The sequence below is a fragment of the Leptothoe sp. PORK10 BA2 genome, from assembly GCF_034932105.1.
Taxonomy (GTDB): domain Bacteria; phylum Cyanobacteriota; class Cyanobacteriia; order Phormidesmidales; family Phormidesmidaceae; genus Leptothoe.
On record NZ_JAYGIG010000023.1, the window covers coordinates 1 to 13,961 of the forward strand.

At 52.0% G+C, this 13,961-nt stretch carries 15 protein-coding genes and 1 tRNA gene; 8 read left to right on the forward strand and 8 right to left on the reverse strand.

Features of this window, described 5'->3' with window-relative positions; translation table 11 throughout:
• Together VB741_RS08265 and VB741_RS08270 are read left to right on the forward strand one after the other, a co-directional pair.
• A partial coding sequence (locus VB741_RS08265; RefSeq protein ID WP_323364688.1) for a hypothetical protein occupies positions 1-362 on the forward strand: 362 nt, incomplete at its 5' end.
• A gap of 79 nt (positions 363-441) precedes the next feature.
• On the forward strand, positions 442-831 hold the full coding sequence (locus tag VB741_RS08270) for a hypothetical protein (RefSeq protein WP_323364689.1): 390 nt from the start codon (positions 442-444) through the stop codon (positions 829-831).
• Positions 832-981: 150 nt separating this feature from the next.
• On the opposite strand, the gene VB741_RS08275 is transcribed toward VB741_RS08270, so the two are convergent.
• Positions 982-1,377 (reverse strand): hypothetical protein, encoded by a 396-nt coding sequence (locus VB741_RS08275; protein ID WP_323364690.1) that lies wholly within the window; start codon positions 1,375-1,377, stop codon positions 982-984.
• Between the two features lie 460 nt (positions 1,378-1,837).
• On the opposite strand from VB741_RS08275, the gene VB741_RS08280 reads away from it, so the two are divergent.
• The gene (locus VB741_RS08280) at positions 1,838-2,224 is read left to right on the forward strand and encodes a hypothetical protein (protein WP_323364691.1); all 387 of its coding nucleotides are present in this window, start codon (positions 1,838-1,840) and stop codon (positions 2,222-2,224) included.
• Positions 2,225-2,288: 64 nt separating this feature from the next.
• Here the strand turns inward: VB741_RS08280 and VB741_RS08285 are convergent, their stop codons facing one another.
• Entirely contained in the window at positions 2,289-3,416 is a 1,128-nt protein-coding gene (locus tag VB741_RS08285; protein ID WP_323364692.1) for a tyrosine-type recombinase/integrase, read from the reverse strand.
• Between the two features lie 132 nt (positions 3,417-3,548).
• Positions 3,549-3,622, reverse strand: a tRNA-Val gene (locus VB741_RS08290).
• 204 nt (positions 3,623-3,826) lie between these two features.
• Between VB741_RS08290 and VB741_RS08295 the strand changes: the two genes are divergently transcribed.
• The 4 genes from VB741_RS08295 to rpsU all read left to right on the forward strand — a co-directional run bounded on the left by VB741_RS08295 (position 3,827) and on the right by rpsU (position 7,013).
• Positions 3,827-4,597 carry a DUF1350 family protein gene (locus tag VB741_RS08295; RefSeq protein ID WP_323364693.1) on the forward strand — a complete coding sequence of 257 codons (771 nt, stop codon included), beginning with the start codon at positions 3,827-3,829 and terminating at the stop codon, positions 4,595-4,597.
• Positions 4,598-4,844: 247 nt separating this feature from the next.
• The gene (locus VB741_RS08300) at positions 4,845-5,045 is read left to right on the forward strand and encodes a hypothetical protein (protein WP_323364694.1); all 201 of its coding nucleotides are present in this window, start codon (positions 4,845-4,847) and stop codon (positions 5,043-5,045) included.
• Positions 5,027-6,466: a tetratricopeptide repeat protein gene (locus VB741_RS08305; RefSeq protein ID WP_323364695.1), complete on the forward strand. Its 1,440-nt coding sequence runs from the start codon at positions 5,027-5,029 to the stop codon at positions 6,464-6,466. The genes VB741_RS08300 and VB741_RS08305 overlap by 19 nt, the downstream gene beginning before the upstream one ends.
• 337 nt (positions 6,467-6,803) lie before the next feature.
• Positions 6,804-7,013: a 30S ribosomal protein S21 gene (gene rpsU / locus VB741_RS08310; protein WP_323364696.1), complete on the forward strand. Its 210-nt coding sequence runs from the start codon at positions 6,804-6,806 to the stop codon at positions 7,011-7,013.
• Between the two features lie 296 nt (positions 7,014-7,309).
• Here the strand turns inward: rpsU and gloA2 are convergent, their stop codons facing one another.
• Positions 7,310-7,693: an SMU1112c/YaeR family gloxylase I-like metalloprotein gene (gloA2, locus tag VB741_RS08315; protein WP_323364697.1), complete on the reverse strand. Its 384-nt coding sequence runs from the start codon at positions 7,691-7,693 to the stop codon at positions 7,310-7,312.
• A gap of 354 nt (positions 7,694-8,047) precedes the next feature.
• Positions 8,048-9,175, reverse strand: coding sequence for a metallophosphoesterase family protein (locus VB741_RS08320; RefSeq protein WP_323364698.1), 1,128 nt, complete (start codon positions 9,173-9,175; stop codon positions 8,048-8,050).
• A gap of 51 nt (positions 9,176-9,226) precedes the next feature.
• On the opposite strand from VB741_RS08320, the gene trmB reads away from it, so the two are divergent.
• On the forward strand, positions 9,227-9,883 hold the full coding sequence (gene trmB, locus VB741_RS08325; protein ID WP_323364699.1) for a tRNA (guanosine(46)-N7)-methyltransferase TrmB: 657 nt from the start codon (positions 9,227-9,229) through the stop codon (positions 9,881-9,883).
• 43 nt (positions 9,884-9,926) lie between these two features.
• Here trmB and VB741_RS08330 read toward each other — a convergent pair whose 3' ends face one another.
• From VB741_RS08330 to VB741_RS08340, 3 genes are all read right to left on the reverse strand, one after another.
• The gene (locus tag VB741_RS08330; RefSeq protein ID WP_323364700.1) at positions 9,927-10,394 is read right to left on the reverse strand and encodes a hypothetical protein; all 468 of its coding nucleotides are present in this window, start codon (positions 10,392-10,394) and stop codon (positions 9,927-9,929) included.
• Positions 10,395-10,615: 221 nt separating this feature from the next.
• On the reverse strand, positions 10,616-11,371 hold the full coding sequence (locus tag VB741_RS08335; RefSeq protein WP_323364701.1) for an aspartate/glutamate racemase family protein: 756 nt from the start codon (positions 11,369-11,371) through the stop codon (positions 10,616-10,618).
• 124 nt (positions 11,372-11,495) lie between these two features.
• Positions 11,496-13,946 carry a glycoside hydrolase family 9 protein gene (locus tag VB741_RS08340; protein ID WP_323364702.1) on the reverse strand — a complete coding sequence of 817 codons (2,451 nt, stop codon included), beginning with the start codon at positions 13,944-13,946 and terminating at the stop codon, positions 11,496-11,498.
• Between the last annotated feature and the right edge of the window lie 15 nt (positions 13,947-13,961).

Here is a 13,961-nt window from a genome sequence, read left to right on the forward strand (position 1 = left end):
CAGCCTTTTATCGTCCGCTGGCGGAAGAGGAGCGGGAGGAGATGAGTGAGGAGCAGGTGCAGGCGGTGGCCAGTGTCTGTGTGGAACAGTTAGTGAAGCAGATTGATAACTTGTGCGATCGCTACCAGCTGCCTAATCCCATCACCGGTCGTCCAGGCTCAGCGGCTATTTCGGGCGACCGGCTAGAGAGCATCCTGGAATCCGGCTTTCAGACCATTGCTGAGGCCATTCGGGGCAGTGGATTATCGGTAGATAGTCCGCTGCTGTCTCCGCTAGATTTAGAGCAAGGTGTCGTTATGGATGGGAGTGAGCTAGGGGACATGGAAGAGTATGAAATCGATTTCCCTGAGGAGATTTGCTAACGATTCTTGTGATCAGCCATCCTACTTGGGTGGATTTTTTCTAACCCTTTTGCAATAACCTTGTTTTCTAAGCCATATCGTGAGCGATCTACCTAAACCTCCAGACACCCGCACCGAAGCAGCCAAAGCAGCCCGAGAGAGTTACCTTGAGCTGGCGCGACGGGTGATCGGTGAGCCAACTATTGACTACACCCAGCTCTACCAACGGTTCATTCAAAATGAATGGTCCGCGCTTAAGTTGGATGATGAGGTGTCTTTGGCCGCGCTCAAGTCTGGGAAATCGGCGAAAGATGCCTGTATAACATTGCTGCAAAGCCCTTATGTGCAGCATCAGGTCTATGTCAAAGAGGTGCTCAGAGCTACGATGACTCGCTACGCAAAGGCAACCGTGCAGGAGGCTTTGAACCAGTTAAAGGGGCGACGACAGCCACGAATACAGAAACCCCCAGAGTCAGAGTTAGAACGTTAAGTCACGTTCTATGTAACTTTTGGATGAGGCGGTGGCGCTGAAGGGATTGATTGTGGGGCATTCGCCCGAGATTGAACGCTTCTCATAGTTTTGTAAATGGCTGGTTTTATTCAACATACAAGGCCATGCCATAAGCATGGCCTTGTATGTCTAATCCACCCTGACTCGCTTAGTCAGAATCGCCATTACCTCAGTAGGCCGACCCGTGGCTAACGGACGGCTCCAGTCGTTGGGCTCGGCGTAGTTGAGCTTAAACAGTAAGGCAATGGTATTTTGCACCGCGATGAGGCTGCCCAACAGCAGTAACCGCACATCCTCATAGTTATGTTCAGGTAAGGTTACGCTGACAGGCTGATCTGTGGGCACACCTGCGCCCTGGTTAGTATCAATAAACATGGACTCTGATCTCCAATAAACAACGAGGAGGAAACCAGAGACCATAAAATAGCCACCCCGTGCATAGGTGCAATCCGGGGTGGCATCAGGTACATTAAACCTGCGTTTCCAGGCTGCTTGCTCAGCTTGGAGGGCGTATGTCATCGGCATGGTGTTCCCGCACCTGCCGATGGCGCTAAATTATGGGCTCTGTAGTAAGGCCGTGAACAGCCTAAGGCTTAGATTAGCCACACCATCTGACTGAGTCAAGGGGCAATTTAGTCAATGAGTTTAGATTTTTATAGGGGCTGGAGTTCAATCAAAACAGTAGTTTCAAGGGCTATGCTGATCAGTTAATCAGACATAACTGGTTAGCTTCCTTATATAGTCACTTTATGCTGACACCTTTGGTAGATCCCTTCAAAACCCAGGGTTTTAGGTGACTTGAGTTCAGTCGCGTAGGTTAAAAAAGGTGTCAATCCACCTATATGAAATATTCGACCAAAAACTAAATTAAGTAATATTTCTTTGTCAGCATATAGTCAGCCCAATCTTTGTGTTTTGAATATGATGATCCTATCGAGGCTCATCTTGTCAGAACTAAAAGCGTTTCGTTTGAGGAAAACGGATCATGCTGAACAACACGACAGAACTGTTGCAGCAGATTTCAGTGCAACTTAACCAGGTACTGGATCGCAATCAGAATCTGGAGCAACGGGTAGCCTATCTCACTGATCAACTAGATACCCTCTGCGAGAGATTAGATGGTAAGTCTGCTGACCCTTATCCTATTGGCGGTAAAGATAGTGTTGCCAAGATTTTGGGTGTCCAACCTAATTCCGTTAGAAACTATCACCGTTTCTGGCAAAAGGACCTGCATTACACCAAACCCAGCCCTGGTAAAACAGTTTATAATCTCACCCTGATCAAAGACTGGCAGCTCAATCGCAGTAAGCCAGAACTCCACATTAGAGCGGTTGAAGCCTATGCCCGTCATGATCAAAAATTGCGTGCTTAAATTACATCCAAGTTAAAGCCTACTTTTCTTAATACAAACCTTAAGATTTGAACGTGAAAAAGATTCAGATTCCAATATCTGGCAGGGTTTTTGACCCATCGCTGTTACCGACATAATGCCGGTAAATAGTTTCCACCCGGTCGCCAACAATCTCAGCGACTTTTGCTGGGGTAGCCCCACTGGCCAGAGCATGGGAAATAAATGTGGAACGAGTGTTATAAAGCTTGCGGTGGGGCACGCCTGCTCGTTGTAATGTGAGGGTCCATACCCGCTTGCTTAAGTTGTTGTCGTTAATATAGCCCCCTGTTCTCGGTGCAGGAAAAACTAGGGTGCTTTGACCATAATTATTGGGTCTAATACCTAATAGGAGGCTTTGTATTTTTTTGGAAGGATATATGGTGCGAGCCTTGTGCATCTTGGTAGCCCCTCGCGCACTGTCTCGCTTATAACTCTCCCCAATCCAAATTTGAGAGACATCTTCAGCAATTACCCCCCACCGCAAACCAAGGGCCTCCCCCGTACGACAGCCCGTACCAAAGAGAAAACGAATCAGGGGCGTATAGTACCGATAGGCTCTGGACTCGTCCAGGGCACTGATAATGGCTCGGATTTCATCCAGGGTAAAGGGTTGGGGGGACTCCATGGGCGGCACCTTAAATGCCGAAATCATCGCCGTCCATGGATTTTCCTTGAGTAACCCTGACGCAATGCCCCATTCCCATGCAGCATTGATCACTGAGAAGTATTCCGCTGCGCTAATGGGAGAAATCTGAGTCAGCAGATAGTCCCGAAATAATATAGTGGTGCGCTCGGTGTAGTCAGCAGCCAGCTTGGTGCTGGCAAATTTGGCCAGCTTTTTTTCAACATGCTGATATTTTTCCAGAGTTTTAGCGGCCAATAGTTTGGCCTTGGCCTTGGCAAACTCTGCTAGCAATGACTGACCGGTCAGTTCACGGGAGGCCCTTGCCGTATCGCTCCTATATTTCACTAGGCTGGGTTCAAAGTGCCCAGTGGCCATGTCTATCTCGATTTGCCGGGCTTTCATCTCCGCTGCGGCCCGTCCGATGGACTCGTCAATCAGCCCCAAACTGAATTGGTACCGTTTTCCCTGCCACGACCAGCGCAAGGATAAACGCCCATTACGTTCCAGAATAGCTACTGTACCTGCTTTTGCTTTAGATCGGACTGCCATATTCTTTTGCACCAATCTTGCACCAATATCTTACGTTTTTGGTGCAAATTTATCGAATCTGATGCAACTTAGAACACTCTTATGGAGTATCCTAAGCGTCCAAAACTAACTTATATCAAGTATTTCAGAGAATGGACGTACGCCGACTCGAACGGCGGACCTCATCGATGTCAACGATGCGCTCTAACCAACTGAGCTATACGTCCTTAATGGTCTATTAGATTAACATGCTCGTTCCGTCTGGAGCAACGGATTTTAGAAAGATTACGGAAACCGTCAGGGAGGCATTGTCCGCCTGACCATCACGGGAATGACATCTCCCATGGTTATCCAAGCAAGGGTAGAAGACCGAATCACGGGTCCAGCTAAATTCATCTAGGATAAATCAGAATGTAGAGGGCGACTGATTTATGGACTGGCGAGAAGTGGCGGGTAACTGGCTATTAATACCGCCAAACCCAGTGGGGATTATTCATTTTCTGGGGGGTGCCTTTGTGGCGGCAGCTCCTAGTGTCACCTATGGCTGGCTATTGGAAAACCTCTACGCCCATGGCTATGTCATTATTGCCACGCCGTTTATTAATACCTTTGACCACGGCGCGATCGCAACTGAAGTCCTCACCACCTTTGACCAAGCCATGATCTATCTGCGCCGCCAGGTGATCGGCGATCGCTACCTGCCGATCTATGGCATGGGCCACAGTATGGGTTGCAAAGTCCATTTGCTGATCGCCAGTCTTTACAATGTGGACCGGGCTGGCAATATTCTGATTTCCTTTAATAATTACCCCGCCCGCAAGTCCATTCCCCTATGGGAGCAGGTCGTCCAGTTCGTCCCGGACTTTGCCCCAAATTTTGACATTGAATTCACCCCTAGCCCTGGCCAAACCTTAGAACTCGTTCGCGATCGCTACACCGTTGGCCGCAACCTACTGATCAAATTCCGTAAAGACACCATCGACCAAACCTACGACCTCAGCGATGTCCTATACCAGCGGTTTCCCCAGTTGACCGCCATCCAGATTCTCAAAGGAACCCACACCACCCCCATTGCCCAGGATGTGCGCTGGCAGTCGGGCACATCCTTTACCCCACTCGATGCCCTGGGCCAGTTTGTCAAACAAGAATTTTATCGGGATTTGGCCCAGCTCAAGGAAACCGTCATTCAGTGGTTACAGTAAAAACTGGGGTTCGTCAAAGAACGGTCGTTCAGTGGCTACGGTAAAAGCAGGGCTCGTCAAAGAACGGTCGTTCAGTGGCTACGGTAAAAGCAGGGCTCGTCAAAGAACGGTCGTTCAGTGGCTACGGTAAAAGCAGGGCTCGTCAAAGAACGGGCGTGCAATGGCTACGGTTAAAGCCAGGGCTCGTAAAAGAACGGGCGTTCAATGGCTACGGTAAAAGCTGGGGCTCGTAAAAAACGGTCGTGCAATGGCTACGGCAAAAGCTGAGGTTATCGAAAGGCTTATGGTGCAAGGGTTCGGTGAGGAAAATGCACAAAAAAACGGACAGCACCAGCCAATCAAAAATTCAGCCTACGATGGGACGACGTTCCTAGCATTTGCTGTTAGGGTGGATGAATTCTTCTTTCCTACTGTATTTGGCTATACACTATGCTGCTTCGCTTTCTGACGTTAGGGACTGCCGGTCTATTACTGACAGCTACAGGGCAATCGGCCTGGGCCAATGGGTCCACCTATGGGTCCAACTTGATCGCCCAGGCCGATGAGATCGCCATTCCTGAAACTCCAGAGCCAGACGGCATTACCGCCCCAGATCCGCAGCAGACCCCAGATCCGGTGGACGAGATGATCGGGGCCGGTCTGACCCAGTATCAAAATCAGAATCTGGATGGAGCTAAGGGGATATTTGAACAGGCCCTCGCCGCTGCCCGGACCAACGAAAATCTTCCCCAGGAGTCCTTTTCCCTCACCATGTTGAGCCTAGTAACGGTCAACCAAGGGGACTATGCCACCGCCGCCGATTATAGCCAGCAGGCGATCACGGCCTTAGAAAATGTGGATGATCCCCAGTCCACGGTGGTGGCCCTCAATGTATTGGCTCTTTCCACCCAAGCCCAGGGCAATTTTCCCGATGCCATTGTCCACAGCCAAGAGGCCCTTAAGTTAGCCGAAAGCATTGAGTTTGAGGCGGGAAAACTCAATGCTTTGAGCGTTCTGGCCACTAGCTATAGAACGGTGGGCCAATATCCCTTGGCGTTGGATGCCGCCCAGCTGGCGATTCCGCTGGCGCAGTCACAACGCAATGGCCAAGCTTTTCTCAGTGCCCTCAACGTGGCTAGCTCTTCGCTGCTGGGGCTAGGGGACTATGAAACGGCTCTGCTGGCTTCCCAAGATGCCCTGTCCGTGGCCACCGAACTGGACAGTCAGCCGGATCGAGCCCTGGCGCTGAGTAATCTAGGGCTGGCCCAGTATCGCCTGGCGGATTTTGACCAGGCCATTGAGACCCAAACCAAGGCCTTAGAACTGGCGCAGGAAGTGGATGCCTTGGATGTGCAGTTTACGGCGCTGTATGTGCTGGCCCTGGCCCACTATGACCAGGAAGATTTTGATACGGCGATTGACTTTTATCAGCAGCGGCTAGATCTGAGCCGTCAGACTAATGCCGTCGGTGCAGAACTGCAATCGCTGCTGGGCATGAGTTCGGCCTACTTGGATAATGATAAGTATGAAGATGCGATCGCATCCTTTGAGACCCTCCTCGCCCTGGCGGAAGAGCGCGATCAGCCCATATTTAAAAGCCTTAGCCTGGCTGGCCTAGGCTTTGCCAATGTACAACTGGAAAACTATCCCGTCGCCCAAGGGCATCTGGAAGCAGCCCTGACCCTAGCCAAGGAGCTAGGCGATATCGAAGCCGAATATGGTCTCTTAAGTCTGTTGGCTGAAGTTCACCAAGCCCAGAACGACCCCCAAAAAGCCCAAGAATACGCAGCCCAAGCGGCGGCTCTCGAGGCGGAAGCGGCGGCCGAAGCAGCAGCCGCTAATGAGGCGACAGGTGAGACTTTGGATGAGACCCCAGAAAATCCAGAGTAAGGGGTCAGTAAGACTGATGGGGGAACGGCTGCCCCAGTTCCCCCGCCCCTGTTTGAACTATGGGCGCAAAGCTATATATTAATATTCAAAGCTGTTTGAAACATTGTCTTCGAACAGCTTTTTGATGCTATAAATCTTGAATTTTGTATAGAACAGTTGACTAAAATTAGCTGGTGGTCTTCCAGAAAGTTGTACCCCCTACCCTGCGGTCAAAAAAGTTTTGGTCGTCAATGTTGTTGTGACTAATATTGCATCGCAAACTGTAGATGGCAGACCGCTTAGACTTTGTTTTTTTCTGTCCCCAAATCTAGTGATGAATCAAGGAGTGTTAGGTTAAATGGCCCAGGTCATTGTTGGTGAAAATGAAGGTATCGAATCAGCGCTACGCCGCTTCAAGCGTCAGGTGTCCAGGGCAGATATTTTCTCAGATATAAAAAAGAAACGTTATTTCGAAACGCCGATTGAACGGGCCAAGCGTAAAGCCATCGCCCGCCGTCGTAAACGCCGCTTCACCGACAGCAATAGAGATAGCAATAGAACAGACTGATAGCGCAGCCCCCATCCACACCCCATCCACAACAGAGAAGGGGCGTTGAAGTTAATCTTCAACACCCCTTCGCCATAATTAAAGCTTTAGCCTTTAGGTGGCTCTGCCTAGAATAGTGCCAAACCCCTTAAGGGCAAGCAGTTTAGACATAATGTTTTCTGCTATGTCCTAACTGTACTCCAGCCCAAGGGTGAGCAACGTGCGTCAAATCACATATCTTTAGGATTCACATCACACAAGGGCCTCAAACCCTAGGTAAATTACGGATGCAGCATCAATTTAAATTTACTAGTTGCTCAAATTTCATAGAGTTCTAGGGGCAGCCCATCGGGATCTTGGAAAAATGTAAAACGCTTACCGGTGAGTTCATCGAACCGAATCGGTTCCACTGGGATATGGTGACGCTGGAGATGGGCGATGTTGGGCTCCAGATTTTCGACCCCTAGGGCTAGGTGACGTAACCCACAGGCTTCGGGATGAGTGGGGCGTGGGGGTGGAGCGGGAAATGAAAACAGCTCGATCTGGGCAGTGCCCAGGCGGAGGTCAAGCTTGTGGGAGCGTCGCTGCTCACGCCAGGTTTCGCAAATGATGTCGGCACCGAGCAGGTCGACGTAAAAATGCTTGGAGCGTTCGTAGTTGGAGCAAATAATGGCGATGTGATGGATGGCTTTGATTTGCATGGGAATAAGGGGTGGAATGGGGAATGGGGCGGACGGCCCACCTGGGGTGGAACGGAACAAATGCCCGTAATGCCAGAGGGACTGTTAACCCCATTGCAGGGATTATGACCAAAAGCTGACTTTAAAAAACGCCTATGGTCGACGCTTCGTGTTGGATGGTTTTTCGGGTGGTCTAGGCGATTCACTTTCGCCAGCTCCCCTGGTAGATTGGGGGTGGCTGAAGAAATGCTCGGTGCATTCATCCATTAAAACTAACTTGGCAATTACCCCGGTCCATATGTGGCTGGGGTTTCACTTTGTAGGGCTTTCTTTGTAGGGCTTTTTTGGGGGTAGGGTCTTTAAGCTAGATAGCGCTTAGTTTTTTAGCCATAGGGTGGCGTTGTTATCGATGCAGTGGGGCTGCCCATTGGCGGCGGTGGCGCTAAAGGTGTTGAAATAGCGCTGTAGCTTGGGGGTCAGCTCAGGGAAATCAAACAGGCCATCGCCAGCGGCCACCCCAGACCAAAAGTCCTGCAGTCTTGGGGCCACTTGTTCGGCCTCAGACTGGGATAAGCTCAGCGGTTTGCTGGTCAGTAGCTTCACCATGAAGGAAAATGAGCGTTCGGCCATCCACTGGCGGGAGGTGGCTTGTAGGGTGGGCCAGTCGGGGACGGCCTCGATGCGATGGGAGGTAATGTCTAGTCGGTGGCCTGGGGCGGTTGAACTGGCGGTCAGTTCACAGAGGCGATACGGATGGGGATAGCTGACGAGGGAGCCCGTGGTCACTTCGTACAGCTGGTCAGCCTGGGCCACGTCCTGCACATGGAGATGGCCGGTAAACATGACGGGCACATGGGCCGCCTGCAATCGTTCGGTCAGGGCGCTGGCATTGTTCACCATATAGCGCTGTCCCATGGGGCTGCGGGACTGGTGGGGCAAATGTTCTAGGGCGTTGTGGTGCAGCATCACTAGGGTGAGTTGCTCGGTTTGCGGCTCGCTTAATTGCTCCAGCTGCTGATCCAGCCAGTCCAGCTGTTCTGGGTCCAGATGGCCGCTGTAAAAGGGCTCACCATTGGCCTTAAAGCCGTTGGAGTTGAGGCCAATCAGATGCAGACCGTCTAGGAGCTGATGGTGGTAGTAGGGACGGCTGGGGTCGGTATAGCCAAAGCCCTGGTACAGGTTGACAAATTCGTCTAGGGAAATGGTGCGATCGCATCCCCCATACTTCACCACATCATGGTTACCCGGCACCACATACACCGGAAACGGCAGCTGTGCCAAACGCCGCACTAACCACTGATGGTTTTCCCGCTCCCCATGCTGGACCAGATCCCCCGGCAGCAACAAAAAATCTATTTTCACCTGTTCCAGGTGGTCTAAAATCTGCTCAAACGCCGGAATACTCACCTCCACCAGGTGAAACCGCATGGGCGAATCCCAGATGGTATGGGGCAAAGCGATGTGCAGATCGCTCACCACCGCAAAACGAGCCAAAAGAGCCATAGGAGTTGATAAGGTAGGTAAGCCTAGTACCCATCATCGCCTTTTTCGACCATGTCCCGTGTGCGCCAGCATGTCAATCCCCTTAACAATCGCTATAGCACACCGGTAACACCGCCTCCCTGGGCGGACGTATTTGCCAACCCCCACCAGCCTTTACACATTGATATCGGCTGTGCCAAGGGCTATTTCATTCGGGACATGGCCCTAGCCTGCTCAAACTGGAATTTTCTCGGCCTAGAGATTCGAGAGCCCCTAGTACAGCAATGCCTCCAGCAGCGCCATGAATTGGGCCTGGGCAACATGCATGCCCTATTTTGCAATGCCAATAACTCCCTACGGCCCCTGTTAAACAGCTTGCCTCAGCCGCCCCAGCGGGTAAGCATTCAGTTTCCTGACCCCTGGTTCAAAACACGGCATCAAAAGCGCCGGGTCACCCAACCGCAGCTAGTGGCCGACCTGGCTGAGTATATGCCCCAGGGCGGGTGGGTGTGGCTCCAGTCCGACGTGGAAACCGTGGCTGAGGATATGGTGGAAGTCTTTGCCGCCAATGGCCAATTTAAGCGGTTTCTGGAACCGCCCCATCTGCCCCAACCGGGTGCCACCGGTCCATGGCTGGCGAACAATCCCTTGGCGGCCCCCACCGATCGTGAGCGGGTTACCCTAGCCCAAGGTAAACCCGTCTATCGGGCCTTATTTATTAGGGCCTAGGACAAACCGCGAAAAAACCGTCCGTTGGGATGTGCCGCAGGGGCTATTCCGAAATCTTCAGGGTATAGCGATGGCGACCATCTTGATCAAAAGAGCCCACCCACACTTGATACGCCCCCTTGGGAAACGTACCTTGAATTTGGGCATCCCGACTTTGGCGGCTGGCGTTGTCATTACACCAGACGCTGCCATTCGGCCCTTGAATCAATAATGTGGTATCTGCACCACCGCTATCCACGGCAATGGCGAGCTGGCTAAAATCTTGCTCTAGGGTCAACACATGGTCTGGACTAAGGTCAGCATAGCCCAGGCAAAATTCGCCCCGACTATCCCGGCTGACAATATTGGCGAGGCCATAGGAACCCACGGTTTGACCACCCACTTGGGTGGTTGTAAAGCCCACTGCCAGTCTCATTTCAGTGGCGGCTTGGGCAGCGGCCGCTAATACCAAAGGCAGGACAAGACCGGTCAATTTGAAGGCTGTAGACTTAAACATTGTTGACTTAAACATAGTCACACCTCAGGATCACACACAGAAGATCGGATAGCTCTAACCTATCCACTTTCTCAAAGCTATATAGGGCTAAGATGACGCTTTTAAACACTGGTACAACACCGTCCAGTATCAGGATAAAAAACAACAATCTTAATTTTTAGATTGAGCCCCTGGCAGGCCCCTGGAGATCGCTGGCAACAGCCGGTAGAATCGGGTCAACAGCTGCCAGGGATAGCCTAAGAACGAAATTTCTCAGCCTGGAAATGGGCCCCATAGCCTTGGATAGTTTTGAGTTCCGGTAGACGATATGTTAACTGTTTGCTAGTTGTTTTTCTTAAGCTCACTAAAGACTCTGCCATTTTGACCGCCGCTGCGATCGCATCAATCACCGGCACCCCCAGCCGGTCTTCCAACTGTTGCTCCAGTCCGCTCATGCCCGCACACCCCAGACAAATGGCCTCCGCCCCATCTGTATGAATCGCCAGCAGGCTAGCCTCCGTCAACACATCCAACGTAGCCGCCCGATCCTGTTCCGTATCCAACACCGACAGCGTTGTCGTCCGGACCGAAGCGCATCGCGCCGTTAACCCGGTTTTATGCACTGTTTTTTCCACCATGTCACGCACCCGGTGCAGGGTGGTGACCACACTCCACTTAGCCGCCAGCATATTGGCCACATAGAGACTGGCCTCCGCAATGCCCACCACCGGTCTCGCCGTAATCTCACGGGCCGCTTCAATACCCGGATCTCCCCAACAGGCCAAAATAAAAGCATCGGACTCAGTATCTAAAATAATCTGTTCCAAAATGCCGGGAATCGCCAAATATTCATCATAAAAACTCTCAATGGACTCTGGACCAGTCTGGGGCTGCACCGTCACAATTTCAGTCTGGGGAAACTTAGCACCCTGGGCCGAAGCGTTGATATTAACCGTCATCGGTCCACAGGTATTACCATTGATAATTTTGATGCGGCAGGTGGGCAGGTCCATAGGATGGGGGACAATAACATCCCGCCCATTTTGCCTTATTTATCCAGAATTAACCCAGGAGCCTGGCCATCCCATCCTCTCCCCCGGCACCCTCTATTTCCCCGATCTCTCTCCAGTTTCTACCTTACTGATCCGGTTTCACGCCAACCCCAGATGCTGCGCCAGCACCTTCTTTCTGATCACTGGCCGCCAGGTAACCCCAAGCATAGGCCGTGGGGCCAATGGACTGATGGACCGTAAATTCGGTCACCGGCACATAGTAATAGGAGTCAAAATAGGATTCAGATGTGGGCCATTCCACAGGTGTGGGGCTCGTTTCCTTGGCAAACATGTCCACAGCCCATTGCCATCTTTCACCATGCCCTTGCTCATCTTGCAGATCCATCGGGCCGTAAATCGTAATGCCCGGTGGCGGATCCTGCCCCAACGCCCGCACATCCGCCATCAAGGGCGACTTAGGATTTCTGTGGCCCACACCGATGGTATAAACCATGTTGCTAGGGTTGGCACCGGCGGCAAACTGGGTGGCTAACAGGCCCGCCCGCAAATAGGCGTCGTCCCCCGTCAAGGCATGGGCATGGAACAGGCTATGGGTATGGGGGGTGGTCATGGTGCCCCAGCCAATCGGCAACCCTGAGTCGTTCCACTTAAAGCCCGTACGCTCTATATTCTCAATGTCAGCCTTGGCAGTGCGCACCAACGTGTTGATGGCATTTTGTCGGATCGTCTGATCGGTGGGATGCTCAGTCCGGGCATAGACAAATGCAGCGTCACTATGATTGTGGTTATCCCATTCCTTTAATGGAGCATCCGCATTGGTAAAAACGGTGGTGTCGAGGAAAATCCGATGCCATTGCTCATCCCCTGTCAGGCGATAGAGTTCGGCAGCGGCCAGGTTACGCTCATCATGAACCATGGAATATAGGAAAAAATCTGGGTCCTCTGGCTGTTTCGCCAACTCAGCATTGGCCCAGTTCATCGCCCGAATAGCACTTTCTTGATAGGTGTTAGCTAAGGTCTGGTCATAGGCTGCCAGGACATAGGCCGCCCGCGCCGCCACATTGGCATACATGTAGCTAGACCAAATATCTGGACCGTACACCATGATCGTTTGCGACTCTTGCCAACTCCCTTCTGGCCGCAGGGGATGTCCGGAGGATTCGATGCCACCGGAGACGCCACCCGCCTCATTTTGGAGACGGCGGAACACATCCAACCCCCACAGAGCTTCATCCACAATGTCCGGCAAATTGTTGCCAGATTCAGGCAGGTTGAGGCTGATATCGTTAAAGTACTCTGGATAAAGCTCCACCAGCTCTAGAAATGACCGACTGACCGACAGGTGTGAAATGCGCCGATCCCAGTCGCCTGCATCCATCCAACCGCCCCAAGCCTCTGGCACTTTCTCCTCAGTCCGGGTGGCCATAAGGGCTTCAAAAGAATCAAGGGCGTCCCGATAGTTGAATCCCATTTGGGTATCCATCAGGGGCACGGTGGAACGATAAATCTCCACCCCATCATCGGGATGAAATGGCCGGGGACGCTCATAGTCGGTGTAGGGCTGCTCCAGGGCAATGCCGCTGCGCTGGTGGTACATCCCCCGCGCCGACACATAAAACGCATTCCGCCAGGTATGTTCGCCAATTTCAAATTCATAGGAGGTGCCCACTCCGTCCACATAGACGCGGTACCGCCCCGGCGTGGAAAATTGGCTGAAGTCCATCATGAACACGTCGGTGTCATTATGGTTTCTGCCGCGCTTATTTTTCTCGTCAGCCGCTTGGGAGAGGGTGATTTTCCCGGCATAGACTTTCTCCCCCGTAGCCGTGTCAATCAACCAGAATGCTTTGCCCGCTTCGTAGCTCAGGCCACCCCCATGGCCCATCCAGGTGGACAAGAACGCCACCTTGGCTACGTCATCCGGATCAAAGCCTAGGTGGGATACCTGCACGGCTTCACTGCGGGTTTGTTCGGGTTGATAAACAAACTCAGTATCCTGGAGAAAATTATCGGCAAAGCTGAACCGATAGACTTCGCCGGGGACCAGGGCTGCTGGCAGCTCTAGAAATACGGTGTGCACCATGGGCCACTCAAAGTCCCACGGTCCTGTTTGGGCCATGCCATCGATTTTGCTTTTGCGATAGACCTGGCTGGGGTGAATCTTGTCCCCATCCGCAGTCCTGATTTGGTAACGGCTTAAATCATCGGCACAGTTCGTATCGAGCTTGGAGCCTAGGTATTGATCGGGTAGTAAAATTAGCCCTGGGTCTCCCGGAACGACCTGCCCTAAGGCTTTTCCATTGCGAAATGTCCAACCTTCTTTGCCCTTAACCACGTCACGGGGATGTGCCTCATAGGCCACTTGCTTACCCCGCACCACCTCACCAGTTTCTATCCGTAACGCCACTACGTTTTCACTGACGGTATAAATGTAGGGAACCGGCAGGCGGGTCTGATCACTATCGTTGGTCGAGGCGACGTTAACTAGGCCCAGACTATGGTTAGAGGAGGGCTGAGAGTTACACTGGCCAACGTTGGTCCAACCAAGAAGAAAAGAGAGGAGGCTTTCTAACATCTGCGTACCAGGGAG

Excerpts from the sequence above, each read along its gene's own strand:
- VB741_RS08285 (WP_323364692.1), bottom strand. The coding sequence starts at position 3,416 with ATGGCAGTCCGATCTAAAGCAAAAGCAGGTACAGTAGCTATTCTGGAA.
- VB741_RS08340 (WP_323364702.1), bottom strand. The coding sequence starts at position 13,946 with ATGTTAGAAAGCCTCCTCTCTTTTCTTCTTGGTTGGACCAACGTTGGC.
- VB741_RS08335 (WP_323364701.1), bottom strand. The coding sequence starts at position 11,371 with ATGGACCTGCCCACCTGCCGCATCAAAATTATCAATGGTAATACCTGT.
- rpsU (WP_323364696.1), top strand. The coding sequence starts at position 6,804 with ATGGCCCAGGTCATTGTTGGTGAAAATGAAGGTATCGAATCAGCGCTA.
- VB741_RS08305 (WP_323364695.1), top strand. The coding sequence starts at position 5,027 with ATGCTGCTTCGCTTTCTGACGTTAGGGACTGCCGGTCTATTACTGACA.
- VB741_RS08275 (WP_323364690.1), bottom strand. The coding sequence starts at position 1,377 with ATGCCGATGACATACGCCCTCCAAGCTGAGCAAGCAGCCTGGAAACGC.
- trmB (WP_323364699.1), top strand. The coding sequence starts at position 9,227 with ATGTCCCGTGTGCGCCAGCATGTCAATCCCCTTAACAATCGCTATAGC.
- VB741_RS08300 (WP_323364694.1), top strand. The coding sequence starts at position 4,845 with ATGGCTACGGCAAAAGCTGAGGTTATCGAAAGGCTTATGGTGCAAGGG.
- VB741_RS08280 (WP_323364691.1), top strand. The coding sequence starts at position 1,838 with ATGCTGAACAACACGACAGAACTGTTGCAGCAGATTTCAGTGCAACTT.
- gloA2 (WP_323364697.1), bottom strand. The coding sequence starts at position 7,693 with ATGCAAATCAAAGCCATCCATCACATCGCCATTATTTGCTCCAACTAC.
- VB741_RS08320 (WP_323364698.1), bottom strand. The coding sequence starts at position 9,175 with ATGGCTCTTTTGGCTCGTTTTGCGGTGGTGAGCGATCTGCACATCGCT.
- VB741_RS08295 (WP_323364693.1), top strand. The coding sequence starts at position 3,827 with ATGGACTGGCGAGAAGTGGCGGGTAACTGGCTATTAATACCGCCAAAC.
- VB741_RS08330 (WP_323364700.1), bottom strand. The coding sequence starts at position 10,394 with ATGTTTAAGTCAACAATGTTTAAGTCTACAGCCTTCAAATTGACCGGT.